This is a genomic window from Acinetobacter sp. 25-47-130 (assembly GCF_056779705.1).
Map to the genome: position 1 here is coordinate 138,619 of NZ_JBWYII010000002.1, position 16,871 is coordinate 155,489.

Here is a 16,871-nt window from a genome sequence, read left to right on the forward strand (position 1 = left end):
GTGAATGGCTACTTTAAATCCACGTGACGTTGTCATCGTTGATGGCGTACGTTCAGCAATGGGTAAAACCAAAAATGGTATGTTCCGCAATGTACGTGCCGATAACTTATCTGCTGAATTAGTTCGTGCATTGGTTGCTCGTAACCAGTTTGATGTGAACGAAGTTGAAGATGTGATCTGGGGTTGTGTGAACCAAACTCTAGAGCAAGGCATGAACATCGGTCGTAACATCGTGTTATTGGCAGACTTACCAAAAACTGTTGCAGGTCAAACTGTTAACCGTCTTTGCGGTTCTTCAATGCAAGCAATTCATACCGCAGCTGCTCAAATTGCGACTAACCAAGGTGATATCTTCATCATTGGTGGTGTTGAGCATATGGGCCACGTTGCCATGATGCATGGTATCGACTTGAACCCACAAGCATCTAAACATTATGCAAAAGCATCTAACATGATGGGCTTAACGGCTGAAATGTTAGGTCGTATGAATGGCATTAGCCGTGAAGAGCAAGACGCTTTTGGTGTTGAATCTCACCGTCGTGCTTGGGCTGCTACTCAAGAAGGTCGTTTCAAAAACGAAATCATTGGTGTTGAAGGTCATGATGCAAATGGCTTCAAAATCCTATGTGATGTAGATGAAGTGATACGTCCAGATGCGAACCTTGAAGCATTTAAAGCGTTACGTCCTGTGTTTGACCCTAAAGGCGGTACAGTGACTGCTGCTACATCATCGGCATTGTCTGACGGTGCATCTGCAATGTTATTGATGTCTGCTGAGCGTGCGCAAGCATTAGGTCTTAAGCCACGTGCTGTAATTCGCTCTATGGCGGTTGCAGGTTGTGATGCTGCGATCATGGGTTATGGTCCAGTTCCAGCAACTCAAAAAGCGCTTAAACGTGCTGGCTTGAGCATTGGTGACATTCAAACTGTTGAGTTAAACGAAGCATTTGCTGCTCAAGGTCTTTCAGTATTGAAAGGTCTAGGTTTACATGACAAACAAGACATCGTGAACTTAAACGGTGGTGCGATTGCACTTGGTCACCCATTGGGTTGTTCTGGTGCACGTATCACAACGACGTTGTTGAACGTGATGGAACAACAAGATACACAAATCGGTCTTGCGACGATGTGTATTGGTTTAGGTCAAGGTATCGCAACTGTGATCGAACGTGTTTAAGTTTTAAATACGTGACCAAAAGAAACCCCGCTTAATGCGGGGTTTTTTCTATTTATACTTATCAATTTCTAAAACTAATTTTTTATATGCATCCTTATATTTTTCTAATTTTTTTAGATCACCCTTTCTATTGGCGACATATATACTTAAAGTATCTAAGTCTAAAAGCTCTATCACTCCATTTAAATTTTGATAAGGTGAAAGAATTTCCTTTTCTCTCCAAGGCTCATCATCTCGATGAAAAAAAAGAATTTCAAACTCATCTAAAAGACTGGTCTTATTAGAACTTTTACTTATATATTCAATACCATAATACCCAACTTCATCTGATTTCAATAAAGATTTCCATAGAAATCTAAACTCATTTTCTTCTTTAGTTTCACTAAAATCTATAGATTGGTTTTTATCCCAATATAAACTCTCAATTACTTTTTCAGGATAGCTATTATTTTTAGTATAGAAACTTACACCAAAAAGTTCAGGATATTGTATTTTCGACTCTTTATTTCTCAAATCATATATATCATATGAGTAAATTTGACAAAATCTATTCAAAGCTTCGATAAGAATATAGTCTGAGTCATTTTCTGGCTCAACAATGATATATTTGGAAAAAAATTCACTAAGATTTTTCTTCTTTTTTTCATAATTTTCTTGATGTTGACTTATATTTAAAATATAAAAACTACCTTCTGCTAATATATCTTTTATTCTGTATTTACCAATAGAATAATCTACCCATTCGTGTGTAGTAAATTCCTCGAATCTATGACTTTCACCATAAATTAATCTTAATAAATCATTTTCTTTTCCCTCTTTACAGCGTATGAATTTTTTATATAACTCTGTTAAAAATTCACCATGAGTGTATTCGAAATTAATGTTCCAGTAATCCCTACTAATATTCAATATATCTTTCGCATAAGCACCATAAATATCAACTAGATAATCACAATTGTGAATGTGAGAAAGTGGATAACTCCTATAATCATTAATCCCTACACTTTGACCCTTAAATAAAAATTCAGTTCTCAATTCCTTAACTTCAATATTTGGCTTCAGATAGAATGCAACTTGTTTTTCTTTATCCCAAATAACATCTGAAATTATTTCTTTTGAAAATCCTGAAGTATAAATTGGTGCATTTTTTAATATTCGCTCATATATCCTTTCCTTTTGAGATTCACTCCATTTATTTTCAAAAGCATCAACATTATTCAGCAAACTAAGTTTTTCATTATCGTTGATTTTTTCTAAATCAAAATTAACTTTTATATAGAACTTTGTGGCTGTCCCGACCTTCCTATTATCACCTAAATTTTTTGTTATAAAACAATATCCTTGCTTCCCACCTAAAGGTGAAGACATTTCAATATCTAAGCTATCATGAGAAAAATAACTATGCGTATCAAATCTGATACTCTGAAATTCAATCGGTAAGTCTTTTGTTAAAAGAAATGCACTGTGCAAACCTATTCCAAACTCGCCCGAAGGCCTCATCCATTGAGGCATTTCATTAATTATTTTCTTTTTCTGAGTATTTTTATTAGATCCCGCCATTGTCTGCATATAACCAAGATCGACCACACTCATCCCAACACCTTGGTCTATGATTTGAAACTCCCAAATACTATCCAATGACCCTTCGATATTTTTAACCTTATTTATTTCTAGTCTCAGCGGATATTTTTCGAGAATTTTTAAAAAATCTTCATGATAGGGATGTAATTCCTTCAGTTTTTCTTGATCCTCTTCAAGCCAAATCCTCAGCATCGTCGCATCAATAGAATTCTGTATTAGTTCACGATATATACTGTATTCATCACTATACAAGTTCGCACCTTGTAGCAACTCCATCGCATTCTTTTCATCTAATTTAAATTTCATTGGTTTGTTATTAAGAAGTAATTTTTCTTTTTTTACTCCACTCTCATACTTTACCTCCATCTTGACATCTAATTGCTCAATTGTCGGTAATGAGCCAAATTTCAAATCAGGAACAATTAAATTCCATTGCGACATTTGGTTTTGAAATTCTTCACGTATCCATCCAAACCAATTTTGTGTTTCGACATAAGATATTTCATCAGGACATTCCGCAACAAGCTTTACAGTTCGTTTATCAAGTTGAAACTCACGTAAAGATAAATGCTTGTCATGATGATGTTTACTTACTGAAGGCATATTACTGACATGTTTTGCCATAACAGGACAAAAACGATTGTCATCTAAATCAAATAAATCTCCTAAACGAAGCAAACAGCCTATAAATCTTGGATGACAATTTTCAGTTCCCAAACCTGTCTGTTTATAAGGGATTATCTCCATCAAATTACTAAAATTCATACCGTGAGAGACACAAATTTGCCCTAAATAACGATAGATTCGATTTGGAAGAAGCTCTGTTCTAGGTGAAGTGATTCCTAAGTCTTTAAACGGATCTTCAACTAATTTTCCAACTCGCTTGTCATGACCTCGTCTAAACCACTCAGCAATCAATTGACGATATTTTTCAACCCCATCAAAAGGATGATCTAAAGTTCCTATTGCTGATAGCCAATTATTTTCTATATATACTTGGCAAAATTTCTGTAAGTCATGCCCTTGTTCATTCGCAATAGTTTGTATCATGAAATTAAAATCAGGATTGGAATGCGCTTCTTTAGCATTTTTTGCATCTACCAACATCCCAACATCATGCCAATATGCCGCTTCAAGAATTAACCACGTATCGGTAGCACTAAGAAAATCAATATCATCACCTAAAATACGCTCAATATTGACTAAAATTTGCTGTGAGTGCGATGCATTGTGATTACTAAAATGCGGATAGAATCCACCAATATTTTCTAAAGCTTTCCCTACTAATTTCTGATCAAACTCCCATTGAGCATATAAAATTGCTACGTTAGCATCTGCTTCACATTTCTTTTTTAAATGGGCTATTAATCGAGTGCTCATAAGAAATTATCAATGTTATAAGGTTGTTCTTATAATAACCAATAGGCACTATTTCAACTAATAATTAATTATTTTTATTATTAAATAGAAACTTATATTTAACTAATTGAACTGTTAAAGTCTAATTTCTCTCACCACCACCACGCCATCCATCACCCAACAACTGATTTAACCGTTGCTCATCAAAGGTCACTGGAATCGCGCCTCCTCCCTGACGTACATAATTCAATGCTTTTTCCCGATCAATCCCCAAAGGTTCTAACATTCTAAAAATGCCAGAACTCGGATCATTCGACTGTAAACCTGCTGCAACAGACAAAACATATTGCTGCTGTAAAGGTGATAGATGACTCATATCAGGTACTGGGGTTTTCGGTTGAATATTCAGTGCAGGTGAACTTTGCTCTAAAGCAGCATTTTGAATATCCTGCTCTTTTTTGATCACTTGATGTTGCAAAGATTGACGCACCTTTTGATCTTCTTGAAAAGGTGTAACAGTCGTCACAACTTCATCACGTAAATCATCGTCCGCCAACAATTGAATTGAAGGCAGGCTTGCAACATCTTCAGCATGAGTCAAACTCATCAGCAAAGCTGAGATCACACCGAACATCAAACATAATTTAGAATTAGTCATAAGTAAGACTCTGACATGCATCGTTCAAATTGAGCATCAGGAACAAGAATAACTAAACAAATAGAGCTATTCTTTAATTAAACTACACCAATTTATTTACGTATTCATCAGTACTCAGATAAATGGTTTCAAGTGTTTTTTAAAAGTTTTGCTAAGCAACTGAATTTCAAGACTCGGACTGATTTTACAAATATGGACTTCAAAGCTTAACTTCAATTCATTATAAAAATAGAAAACTCATACATATCCATCAGCCATGAAAACTAAAATAAAAAACAGCCTACTCGTTATATTTTTATGTCTCACATCACTCTGGGCAATCTTATTCATCTGGACACATCAGCCTGTTAATGCCATTTTCACTTATGTACTGATCTTGTTTTGGGGTGGACTTACCATCATTACAGGGATATTCCATTTCAAGCAACACAGCTATAAGCCCTATTTCACATGGGCGTATTTGGTTATTTTTTTGATTGCCATGATTAGCTTTTTTTCCTTAGAACCACGCAATGATCGCGTTTGGCAGGATGAAACCGACAAAATTATTCAATTCCAATTCAAAGATGGCAAAGTGGAATTACAGAATGTCAGAAATTTTATTTGGCACAGTGATAAAGACTACGTGACGCGATGGGAAACACGACAATACGATTTAGAAAAGTTAGATCGTATAGATTTAGTGGTATCACATTTTATGCAAGGTCCTATTGCGCATGTTTTTATTACATTTGGTTTTGATGATGGTGAACATCTCGCATTTTCTTTAGAAGTTCGTCAGGAAAAAGATGAAGGATTCTCCACCATTGGTGGGTTTTTTCGGCAGTATGAATTGGCACTGGTCGTAGGCGATGAAAATGATTTGATTTATACCCGCTCAAATATTCGCGAAGAAGATGTCTATATTTATCCGATTCAAATGAATCAAACCGAAATTCAGATGTTGTTTTTAGAATTCCTAAACAAAGCCAATCGACTGAATCATACCCCAGTTTGGTATAACACCTATATCAGTAATTGTACGACCATCTTGTTTGATTTATTAGAACATGCAGTAGGACAAATTCCACGAGATTATCGCGTGACCTTACCAGGTTTAATTCCAAACTATTTATATGACAAAAAAGTCCTCGATAATGGTATCACCTTAGATCAATGGAAAGAAAAAGCACATATTAATCCTAAAATTGAGCATGTACATGATGTACATTTACTTTCAAGTAAAGCCTTTTCTGCCTTACTCCGTGAGTAAAGCAGGCGTCCTTTTTTTATAACCACGCTGAAAGAAACAACTAAGAAAGATTGTTTATGGCGTTTCTTGCTGAACAGCAGGCTCTGAACTTGGACTTTGATTTACTGTTTGTGCTTCAATCACCTCGGCATTTTGATTTTTTAACTGATCAATTTCGCGTTGTAATTGATTTAATTCACGATATAACTCGTTAAAGCGATTCACACTGAGATCACTTTTAAATAGGATCATTTCATTACGGCGTTGCCAGTCATGATTCTTCAAAAACTCAAACATTTCTTCAGCTTTTTTTGTGATTTTAAGTTCTAAAGCAAACAAAGCTTGATCGTTATTATGCTGTCGGCTGAATTTTAACTTTTCTTTCATTGGCTCACGCAAGTCTGCTTTCATCTCCAAAGCATCAAGCGCTTGTAAAGCTGTCGCATAAATTTGCTGGTCACGCGTTTGATATTCAGATTGAATTTTCTTCACTTGGACAAACATCTTTTCGGTGTCTTGATATTTATTCTTTTTATCTAATTCTAGGCGATGAACGTTCAGAAACTCATCCCACTTGGCTTGATCTAACTCACGTAAATACATATTTCGTGATTCAATATTGTCTACCCAATACTTCAAAATAAATTCAGAAAGTAATTTATAGTCACCATCCAAACGCTCATCTTCAACTTTAAAATTCAGAGGGGTTTTCCAATCCTTCGCTTGAACATAAAGCTGCTCAATTTTTTCCGTCATCACCAAATCAAATTGTTGACGTTGCACTTCATCATTTTTCTCATTTTGCGCGTAGGCACAATAACCAAATAATAAGGTCACCATGACGATAACCACCGCTAAAATTCCGCGCATCTCAAACTCCTATCCTTTTTTTGTTTGAGTAATGAACCACTTGCGAACAATGACAAGCACATGATGTGTAATGTATAGCATATTTTTTAAGCAGAAATAGGAATGAATTTAGTGGATATTGCTGTGATTTTGTCGATTTATTCGTGATTCTGTGATCAAGTTTCAATAATTTATTACGCAAAATTCATATTTTCGACAGAAATATATCGGATTGAAACTCTGCGTTTCAGATTTAGACCTTTAATTTTGTTGTCATTGCCCACACTATAGATTCATAAATGATGATTAGAGATTTTTTATGCGTGTAGATGTGTGGTCAGATGTAGTATGCCCTTTTTGCTATATCGGAAAAAAACGTTTAGAAGCAGCAGCAGCTGCAACTGGTGTAGAACTTGAAGTCCATTGGCACAGTTTTCAGCTAGATCCTGATGCACCGCCACGTCAAGAAGTCTCAAATAGCGAACGTTTGGCATTGAAATATGGGCGTACTGTCGCTGAAGTTGAAGAAATGCAACGCAATATTGCGGAAATGGCAAAAGCAGAAGGCATCGAGTTCAATTGGGAAAATGCCAACTCAGGGAATACATTTAACGCCCATCGAATTATTCATCATGCACAAAGCTTAGGATTGGGTTCGGAAGCAAAAGAAGCCTTTTTCTATAGCTATATGACCCAAGGTTTAGCCATTGGCGAGCGTGAAACCCTCGAAGATGTTGCTTCGCGCATTGGTTTAAATCCAGTTGAAGTGGATGATATTTTGGATTCTGATCAATATGCCGATTTTGTCCAATTTGATGAAGAACTTGCACGTGATCAATTAAAAGTGACTGGCGTACCATTTTTTGTATTCGATCAGCGTGTGGCTTTGGCTGGTGCTCAACCGACTCAAGTCTTCCAAGATGTGATCAACAAAGTATTAACGACTGCCAATGAACAAACAGATCAACCCACTGTTGAAGATGCAGAAACTTGTACTGATGAACATTGTGACGTGCCACCAAGCAAATCATAAAACATCTTCGAGAAACTAAATACTGGCTTAAGGTTGCATGACTTAAGCCATATTTAGACTGTTATAAAAATAGAATTCAGCGTTGCATAAACAAGCCTATTCAAGTGAATCGGAACTGAATATACTTCATGTATAGATTCACTGCATGACTCTATACATGGTAAATTTTTATAGACCTCTTTCCCCAAGGAGGTCTTTTTTTATCTATAAAACAATTATTTAATAAAATTATTTCAGTTTTAAGTCTTCTCATTATCTGTTCTAATTTTAAATGACTATAAATTCATTGTTGTTTATTGTGAATTTTGTTGAACAATTCATTAGAATAGATCAAACATTGATTTTTAATAATATCACGATGCTTAAGCCCATTTTTAATTTTATAAATAAATTCAGTGGCTTAACAATGAAAATGACTTAGAGCGAATATGAAAAGAATCATGCAGCAATTCAAACCGTCAACCTTAAGTCTTGTCTTAAGTTGTAGCTTTTTAAGTACTTTCGTGTATAGCCAAGATCAGATAGATCACTTGACTGATCCTTATCAAACAGATGAAATTAGTGTCAGTAGCGAATTCCCTACTTTAGACTATCCTTTAGAATTTCAACAAAAAGACTGGCCAACATCGGATGAAAATAGCTTAGGTTGGATTAACTACGTTCCTCGCATGGTTGATGCAACGCCGACACTATTCCCAGAACAATCCAATAAAAAAATATACGCTCCGACCCAAGTGACTGAAGATTTATCATGGATTGACCGACGTCAAAAATCGATTCGCCAATGGGCAGACCGAACTGCACAGCGAATCGATGGTTGGTTTGGTGAAGGTTATGAAGATGAAACCGCCAAAGCAACGCTACGTGTAATCTTTGATAATAAATGGAATAAGTATGATGATTACGAATTCAAGCCACGTATACGCGGTAAAATCGACTTACCAACCTTAGAGCGTAAATTAAGTTTAGTCTTTGGTGATGATTCACTGGATAATGAAATTGACAACAATATTGCCATTACCAATGAAAATCCCGCTGGTGATCCCGACAAAAATGTCGACACTAAGCGAATCCGTGAAGATAACAGTTCTATCGCCTTACGTTGGTCACAACTGTCTGATAAATTACCTTTCGATTTAGATGCTGATTTAGGTATCCGATCTGGAGATGACATTTATGCCCGCTTAAAGGCAAAAAAAGATTGGACTCTCGGGAATGATTTTTCCTTTCATGCTGAACAAATCTATCGTTATGGTATAGATAGTGAAAATTATCTAAGAACCAATTTGGAACTCACCCAAGCACGTCCAAATGAAGCATTTATTTCAAATCAGCTTTATCTAACTTATGCGGATGAGCAGGATGATGATTGGACTTGGGATAATCGTACCTATCGCCAACATCAGTTTTTCCATGATAACCGCTTTAACTACGGTATGTATGTAGGCGGTTATTACAACGAAGATGATTTACGTATGAACAGTTGGGGACCTTTTGTTTCTTGGCGCCAACCCTTATTCCGCGAATGGTTCTTTGTTCAAGGTGATCTTAACTATTTTAATGACAAGCGTGAAGATCGATCACACTATCCTCGTGCTTTAGTTCGTCTTGAAGCTAGATTTTAACGCTCGATAATAGTCATAAAAAAAAGCCCATCATTGATGGGCTTTTTTTGGATCTTAGATTCTCAAATGACAGGCTTTTGAATCACGATACGATCATTACGTGTAATACGTGTTTTTTTAGGAGATGCTTCAGCTTCAGTTTTAGGTAAAACATAACCGACGCGATCTGTGCGTGTGATACGTTTACTATCCACAAAAGGATTAATATCAAATTGTGGAATCTGGTGCTTCACTACGGTTACACGATCATTTCGAACAATTTTCTTCACATCTTGTTCTGCATAAGTGACATTGGTTAAGCTCAAACAAAACATGCTAAATGCGAGCATCATTGAAGTTTTCATAGAATATTCCCAATATTTAATGATCGCTATTATAGATTAATTATTATTGTTTAATATGTTTTACAAATCAAAACTTGGACGTGTTTTTTTATCATTAACATCGAAAAAATTTATCTAGTTTAACTCAAAGCTTAAATAGTTCCTTTTACATCCTACGACGGCGCTGCATAAAAAAAGCCTATCCGAAGATAGGCTTAGATCACAATTTAAAATATGCGCTTATTTCAATAATAAGCTGTTAATGCGTTTTAAATATGCAGCTGGATCTTCTGGTAAACCACCTTCCGCAATCATAGCTTGATCAAAAATCACATTTGCAAGATCATCAAATTGTGCTGAACCATCCAACTTTTTCACCAATGGATGCTCAGGGTTAATCTCTAAAATTGGCTTGCTTTCTGGGACTGCTTGACCTGCCTGTTTTAACATGCGAATCAACTGTGGAGACAACTCGCCTTCACCCGTCACCAGACACGCTGGAGAATCAACCAAACGAGTGGTTACGCGCACTTCTTTGGTTTTGTCTTTTAATGACTCAGACAGCTTTTCAACCACAGGTTTAAACTGCTCAGCCGCCGCTTCTAATGCTTTTTTCTCTTCAGCATCCTGTAAATCACCTAAGTCTACAGCACCTTTTGCGACATTCTGCATTGGTGTCCCGTCAAACTCATGAACAAATTCCATTGCCCATTCATCTACACGTTCAGTCATTAGCAGAACATCGATGCCTTTTTTCTTGAATAACTCAAGTTGTGGCGAGTTTTTAGCAGCGGCTAAGCTTTCCGCCGTTACATAATAAATCGCCTTTTGACCTTCCTTCATTGCTGCTTTGTAGTCAGCCAATGAAGTAGTGACCTCATCATTGTTTGAAGTTGCAAAGCGTAGAAGCTTCAAAATTCGGTCACGATTGGTGAAATCTTCACCCAAACCTTCTTTTAAGACAGACCCAAACTCAGCATAAAACTTCTTAAATTTCTCTTGATCTGCTTCATCTTCAGATTTAGCTAAAGTATCTAAAGTTGTTAAGATTCGACGTGTGTTGCCTTCACGGATGGTTTTAACATCTCGACTTTCTTGAAGTAATTCACGACTCACATTCAACGGTAAGTCTGCGCTATCCACAACACCTTGTACGAAACGTAAATAGTTCGGGATGAGATTATCTGCATCGTCCATGATGAAGACACGTTTCACATAGAGCTTGATACCTGCTTTCGCTTCACGTGAGAAAATGTTGTGCGGTGCTTTACTTGGGATATACAGTAATTGCGTATATTCAGTGCTCCCTTCTACACGGTTATGCGCCCAAGTAATCGGTGCTTCAAAGTCGTGACTTAAGTTTTTATAAAACTCAATATACTGTTCTTCAGTAATATCATTCTTACTACGTGTCCACAATGCGCTGGCAGAATTGATCGCCTCCCATTCACCCGTTTTGACATACTGGCCTGGTTTCGCTTCTTCGCCCTCAGCTGCTTCTTCTTGTTGCCATACCTCTTTTTCCATTTGAATTGGTAAACTGATATGGTCTGAATATTTATTGATAATTTGCTTTACTTTATAACTTTGCAAATAATCTAATGCGTCTTCGCGCAAGTGTAGAATAATATCTGTACCGCGACCTTCTTTTGTAATTTGCTCAACTTCAAATTCGCCTGTACCACCACTGATCCAACGTACACCTTCTGAAGCTTCAGCCCCTGCACGACGTGATTCAACTGTGATTTTATCAGCGACAATAAAGCCAGAATAAAAACCGACACCAAACTGACCAATTAACTGTGCATCTGACTTTTGATCACCGGTTAATTTAGACATAAAGTCTTTAGTACCAGATTTAGCAATCGTACCCAAATTATCAATAGCTTCTTGTTGGCTTAAACCAATACCGTTGTCTGAAATGGTGATGGTTTTATTATCTTTATCCAATTGTACGCGTACACGTAAATCTGGATCATTTTCATAGTATTCAGGATGATTAATCCCTTCAAAACGTAATTTATCACATGCGTCTGAAGCGTTTGAAATTAGCTCACGAAGGAAAATTTCTGGATTTGAATAAAGTGAATGCGTCACTAAATGTAAAAGCTGAGCAACTTCCGCTTGGAAACTATGTTTTTGTGTATTCTGCTCGCTCATAAACTACTCCTTAAACACATCAAAACAATTTTTTTGAATGCTTAATGAATGGTGTAGCTTCTAATTTTTTCAATGGTCAAAATTAATTTTTTTTAAAAAGGACCTTGTTTGTAAATTCGATCAAGATGTATTTCTAGTTTTTGCTGACGCATTTGATAGACATGATTTAAGCATTGCAAATTTGCTTGGCATTGATCACGTAATTCCAGCCATTTGACTTGTTCATTCTGAATGATTGATCGCATTCCCATCGGTACTAAACGACGAAGAATTTGATAAGTGGCAGCCATTTTAACATCTGCATCATTCAGGATACGATGTTCACAAACAGCTTTCTCAGTTTCGGACTGCGCTTTTTTGCAATCAAAACTCGCTGCAAATACTGGAACACTTCCACATGCAGCCAGCACAATGATGAGTTTTATGAATTGGTTCTTCATGCATACTACTCTGTTATGAGCTTTCTAGATTATTGAAAAAAATTGTTTTTTTATATGGTATTTTCTACCTGTTATAGTACAACACATAAAAAAAGCCCTATTGATTAATAGGGCTAGGCGCAACTTTATTTTTAGAATTTGTAGCTGTAACCAATGCTATAGATGACTGGATCTATATCTAGCTTGAACTTTGTTGTTCCATCTACATTCACTTCAGGGTTCAAATCTGCATAACGTACGTCAGCGAATACACCCCAGTTTTTTGCATCAGCTGGTTGGAAATTGAAACCTAACTGCGCTGCATAACCAAAATCTTCTTTTACACTTTGAACGCCTTGCTCATCCCAAGCAATAAATGCTGTTGCACCAAGACCAACATAAGGTGTAAATCCCGAGGTATTTTTAAAATGATATTTCGCAGTCAGTGTTGGTGGTAAATGTTTAATCGTCACTGCATCAGCGCCATTAATCAAAACATCATGGCGAACTGGAGTCGCTAATAATAATTCAGCAGAAATTTGATCATTAAAGAAATATTCCACCGAAGGGGTAAAAGCAAATTCATCATCGGCTTCCACTTTAGCTCCTCCTAGAGCAGCCACAGTGGTATCTTGCGTTGGAGAAATTGCAGATGCACCTACCTTAAGTTGCCATTCTCCTGCCAGTGCATTTGCTGACATCCCAACTAAAACAATCAGTGCAATTTTATTTAACATTATTATAACCTCTGAAAGAAATATCTAAATAAACCACTATTTAAATATAATAAACATGCCAAAAATTAATATGCAACTCTCAAAAATTAAATAAAATACATTTTATTTATAAACAACTGATTATAATAATAATTTATTTTAAATCATACCAATTTAGTCAATTATAAAACCATCAATTATTTTAAATAACCTATTAATCATATTATTTTACTAGGAATTTTTTATTTAATCCTACTATTTTAATCTGATTTAAAATAAAAAAGGCGATTATATTAATCGCCTTTTATTCAATCATTTTTTAAATGTAGTTATAGGACCATTGCCGCGATCCAACCAAAAATCATCAATGGAATATTGAAATGAATAAATGTCGGAATCACACTGTCTTTCATATGATCATGTTGACCATCCATATTCAAGCCTGATGTTGGTCCTAAAGTCGAGTCTGAAGCTGGAGAGCCTGCATCACCTAGAGCTGCAGCAGTACCTATGAGCGCAATTGTTGCTGCTGGACTAAAACCAAACTGAATACATAATGGGACATAAATGATTGCAAGAATTGGCACTGTGGAGAATGATGATCCTATACCTAGTGTAATTAACAATCCGATGAGTAACATCCAGAATGCTGCCCAACCTTGACTATCACCAATCCATGCGACTGAAGCCTCAACTAGCGTTGGAACCTGACCAGTAGCGCCGATCACGGCTGCAAAACCTTGTGCTGCGATCATAATAAAACCCACGAGTGCCATCATACGCATACCAGTAATGATGACATCGTCAGCTTCTTTCCACTTGAAAATACCTGCACAGCTTAGGATCGCCACGCCGACTAAACCAGCTAAAATCATCGAATCAGAATACAATTGCACTGCAAGCGTTGCTAAAACAGCACCCCCCGCCATATAAATCGTAAATTTAGAAACCTCCGGTCTCGCAGAACCTTCTTGAACACCCATTTCACCCGAAATGCTTTGTGGTTGTTCTTCGACATGAATGTCACGATATTCTCGTGGTTTACGATAGCTATAAAACACTGCGATTAATAAACCTACGAACATCCCAAACACAGGAATCGCCATCGCAGAAGGGATTTGATCATAATCAATTTGGAAGCCAAGTGGTTCACCAAAAGTATTGATGTTTTGACCTAAAATATCATTTAGGAAAATTGCACCAAAACCGACTGGGATCAACATATAAGTTGCACATAAACCAAATGTGAGTAGACATGCAACCAATCGTCGATCAAGCTTTAAATGGTTGAATACCATCAATAATGGTGGAATCAATACAGGAATAAAAGCAATATGCACGGGAATTACGTTTTGAGAACAAACAGCCGCTATTGCAACCGTTGCAAAGATGGCATATTTGACACGATTTTGTATTTTAAGATTAGCCTCACCTTTAAGTGAATTAATCATTTTATATGCTAGAAGATCTGGCAAACCTGAACGAGCCAAAGTTAAGGCAAATGCACCAAGTACACCATAAGCTAAAGCAATCTGGGCACCCTTGCCCAAACCACCATTAAACGCTTCCATAGTGCCTTGTAAACCAAGACCAGCCAATAGGCCTCCTGTTACAGCACCAATGATCAGTGCAAATACCACAGGCACACGAGCCAAAGAGAGGCCAAACATGACCCCAATGGCAGCAAGAATTGCAAACATAAGAAATAGGAATCAGACAAAAAAACTATTTTATCAGAATTTGTTTGTAATAAATCTGCTCATCAGGGGTTGATACCTTCACTCGTCAGATTCTATTCGCCTTGCGCATTTTTTTTTGCAAATTGTTTAATATACGATGCGATCTCTTGGGCACGACTTAAAACAGCCCAATGATTCGCATCTAGCTCAACACGTTCAAAACCTGTCGCCCATTTTGGAATTTCGTCAATCAACTCTGGACTTACATATTTATCGCGTTTTAAGACTACCGCTTGAACGGGGCAAATCGCATGACGTTGACGAGGCATCGTTAGACGTGTAATAAAGTTTGCCCGATACAGTGCCACACCATACTCACCATCCTTAGAGATATTTTGGTTTACAGGTAAGCCTTTTGTATCTTCAAGAATTTCAAATATTTTGCCCCAGCGATCTGGATTGAGAAAATTCCACATCGTCGGTGCAACTACGGGTAGCTGAAATAGTACGATGTACCAAGACTTAATCAATTGCTTAAAGAACTTTGGTTTTTGATGTTTGAATTGTTCACGCATCCAATAAGCAGCATGGTCCAAGCATGGTCCAGATATAGTGGTATATGAAAGAATACGACCTTTAAATTTAGATTCTGTTACGGATTCCCATGTTTGAATTGAGCCCCAATCGTGTGCTGCCACATGAAAGTTTCGATTTGGCAACAGATGATTTACCACACTCTCCAAATCCAAAGACAGTTGAGCTAATGCATAAGCGCGAATCTTTTTCGGTACGCTCGATTGACCAGCGCCACGCACATCATAAGTTACAACAAAATAATCTTCGATTAAATTCGAAATGATTGGTTCCCATACTTCTTGATTGTCTGGATAACCATGCACAAGCACCAATGCCGGCTTATTCCGATCTCCCCATGTTTTAGCATAGAGTTTTTGTTGATCTGTCGTGTTAATCCAATGCGATTCAAATTGCATAATATGCTCAACCTTTTTTGTTATTGATTGACCGTTTTCTTGGTCTACGATGATTTTCGATCAATGCCAGAATATTTTTTGTACTTTAGTATGCTAACTAATGAAATAAAAATAATTGACCTAAATGAGTATTTTGAAAAAGCTAACGACAATTCCGTTAATCTCCAAGTATATATTTAATAGCTTTGCACCCTTTCAAGGCGCAGGCATTACTATCGATAAAATCGACTTAAAAAATCATCATATTCGTGTAAAAATGCCACTTACACGAAAAAATAAAAATATTGTGGGTGTCCACTTTGGCGGTAGCCTTTATTCTATGGTTGACCCATTCTATATGACATTACTCATGTATCACTTAGGTGATAAATATATTGTTTGGGATAAGGCTGCAAGCATCGATTTTTTAACTCCTGGTCGTAGCACTGTTTATGCAGATATCCGCATTGATTCCAGTGAAATACAACTCATCAAAGAGCTCGCTAGCAATCATGCTCCTGTTTACCGTAACTATACTGTGAATATTATGGATGAATCAGGCTTACGGATCGCAGAAGTTCACAAAACTGTGTATATCCGTCGCAAGAAGGCAAAAGCCACACGTTTCCGTTAATAAAAAAAGCGCTCTATGAGCGCTTTTTTTATCACTTTAGCAAATTAACGATTATTTTGTTCTATCGCTTTTGCTCTATCGCTGCTCCTGCACCGCCGCCAATTGCACCACCAATTGCAGCGCCAGAGTTACCACCAAAAATACTTTTACCGACTGCAGACCCGATTGCACCGCCTACACCACTATAAGTGGCATTACGATCTGAGCCCCCTTGAGCTTTACTACCTACAGCGGCACCTGCACCACCACCAAGCGTTGCACCAACACCACCACCAACATTATTACCAACACCACCACCAAGTGCACCGCCTGCAGCAGCTGCACCAATACGCTGTTGATTCGGCGTCATGCTTTCACAACCTGCAAGTAGCATTGTAGATACGGTTGCCATCGCCATGACAGCTGTTAACTTTTTCATCTTGATGTCCCTCTTTGTCTATTTATATAAGCATATCG

Annotated in this window: 15 protein-coding genes; 5 read left to right on the plus strand and 10 right to left on the minus strand. The window is 37.0% G+C overall.

Going from position 1 to position 16,871, the window contains the following annotated elements:
• Nucleotides 1-4: 4 nt before the first annotated feature.
• Nucleotides 5-1,177 (plus strand): acetyl-CoA C-acyltransferase FadA, encoded by a 1,173-nt coding sequence (gene fadA, locus AC1M83_RS04350; RefSeq protein ID WP_481590112.1) that lies wholly within the window; start codon nt 5-7, stop codon nt 1,175-1,177.
• 48 nt (nt 1,178-1,225) lie between these two features.
• On the opposite strand, the gene AC1M83_RS04355 is transcribed toward fadA, so the two are convergent.
• Nucleotides 1,226-4,138 carry an HD domain-containing protein gene (locus AC1M83_RS04355; protein WP_481590113.1) on the minus strand — a complete coding sequence of 971 codons (2,913 nt, stop codon included), beginning with the start codon at nt 4,136-4,138 and terminating at the stop codon, nt 1,226-1,228.
• 121 nt (nt 4,139-4,259) lie between these two features.
• A complete protein-coding gene (locus AC1M83_RS04360) occupies nt 4,260-4,775 on the minus strand; it encodes a hypothetical protein (protein ID WP_481590114.1) in 516 nt (171 codons plus the stop codon).
• A 256-nt stretch (nt 4,776-5,031) separates the two neighbouring features.
• Between AC1M83_RS04360 and AC1M83_RS04365 the strand changes: the two genes are divergently transcribed.
• Nucleotides 5,032-6,027: an Lnb N-terminal periplasmic domain-containing protein gene (locus tag AC1M83_RS04365; protein ID WP_481590115.1), complete on the plus strand. Its 996-nt coding sequence runs from the start codon at nt 5,032-5,034 to the stop codon at nt 6,025-6,027.
• Between the two features lie 54 nt (nt 6,028-6,081).
• Here AC1M83_RS04365 and AC1M83_RS04370 read toward each other — a convergent pair whose 3' ends face one another.
• Entirely contained in the window at nt 6,082-6,876 is a 795-nt protein-coding gene (locus AC1M83_RS04370; RefSeq protein ID WP_481590116.1) for a hypothetical protein, read from the minus strand.
• A gap of 298 nt (nt 6,877-7,174) precedes the next feature.
• Between AC1M83_RS04370 and AC1M83_RS04375 the strand changes: the two genes are divergently transcribed.
• The gene (locus tag AC1M83_RS04375; RefSeq protein ID WP_035265969.1) at nt 7,175-7,888 is read left to right on the plus strand and encodes a DsbA family oxidoreductase; all 714 of its coding nucleotides are present in this window, start codon (nt 7,175-7,177) and stop codon (nt 7,886-7,888) included.
• A 428-nt stretch (nt 7,889-8,316) separates the two neighbouring features.
• Nucleotides 8,317-9,513 (plus strand): hypothetical protein, encoded by a 1,197-nt coding sequence (locus tag AC1M83_RS04380; protein WP_481588579.1) that lies wholly within the window; start codon nt 8,317-8,319, stop codon nt 9,511-9,513.
• A gap of 62 nt (nt 9,514-9,575) precedes the next feature.
• Here AC1M83_RS04380 and AC1M83_RS04385 read toward each other — a convergent pair whose 3' ends face one another.
• The 6 genes from AC1M83_RS04385 to AC1M83_RS04410 all read right to left on the minus strand — a co-directional run bounded on the left by AC1M83_RS04385 (nt 9,576) and on the right by AC1M83_RS04410 (nt 15,802).
• On the minus strand, nt 9,576-9,857 hold the full coding sequence (locus AC1M83_RS04385; protein WP_481588578.1) for a hypothetical protein: 282 nt from the start codon (nt 9,855-9,857) through the stop codon (nt 9,576-9,578).
• Between the two features lie 219 nt (nt 9,858-10,076).
• On the minus strand, nt 10,077-11,996 hold the full coding sequence (htpG, locus tag AC1M83_RS04390) for a molecular chaperone HtpG (RefSeq protein ID WP_180028982.1): 1,920 nt from the start codon (nt 11,994-11,996) through the stop codon (nt 10,077-10,079).
• A gap of 92 nt (nt 11,997-12,088) precedes the next feature.
• Nucleotides 12,089-12,436, minus strand: a complete 348-nt coding sequence (locus AC1M83_RS04395; RefSeq protein WP_035265964.1) for a lysozyme inhibitor LprI family protein — start codon at nt 12,434-12,436, stop codon at nt 12,089-12,091.
• Nucleotides 12,437-12,567: 131 nt separating this feature from the next.
• A complete protein-coding gene (locus AC1M83_RS04400) occupies nt 12,568-13,152 on the minus strand; it encodes an OmpW/AlkL family protein (protein WP_481587406.1) in 585 nt (194 codons plus the stop codon).
• 308 nt (nt 13,153-13,460) lie between these two features.
• Nucleotides 13,461-14,831, minus strand: a complete 1,371-nt coding sequence (locus AC1M83_RS04405; protein WP_092766629.1) for a Na+/H+ antiporter family protein — start codon at nt 14,829-14,831, stop codon at nt 13,461-13,463.
• 92 nt (nt 14,832-14,923) lie between these two features.
• Nucleotides 14,924-15,802 carry an alpha/beta fold hydrolase gene (locus AC1M83_RS04410; RefSeq protein ID WP_481590117.1) on the minus strand — a complete coding sequence of 293 codons (879 nt, stop codon included), beginning with the start codon at nt 15,800-15,802 and terminating at the stop codon, nt 14,924-14,926.
• A gap of 124 nt (nt 15,803-15,926) precedes the next feature.
• On the opposite strand from AC1M83_RS04410, the gene AC1M83_RS04415 reads away from it, so the two are divergent.
• On the plus strand, nt 15,927-16,415 hold the full coding sequence (locus AC1M83_RS04415) for a DUF4442 domain-containing protein (protein WP_481590118.1): 489 nt from the start codon (nt 15,927-15,929) through the stop codon (nt 16,413-16,415).
• Nucleotides 16,416-16,476: 61 nt separating this feature from the next.
• Here AC1M83_RS04415 and AC1M83_RS04420 read toward each other — a convergent pair whose 3' ends face one another.
• Nucleotides 16,477-16,833, minus strand: coding sequence for a hypothetical protein (locus AC1M83_RS04420; RefSeq protein ID WP_035265949.1), 357 nt, complete (start codon nt 16,831-16,833; stop codon nt 16,477-16,479).
• Nucleotides 16,834-16,871 lie beyond the last annotated feature (38 nt).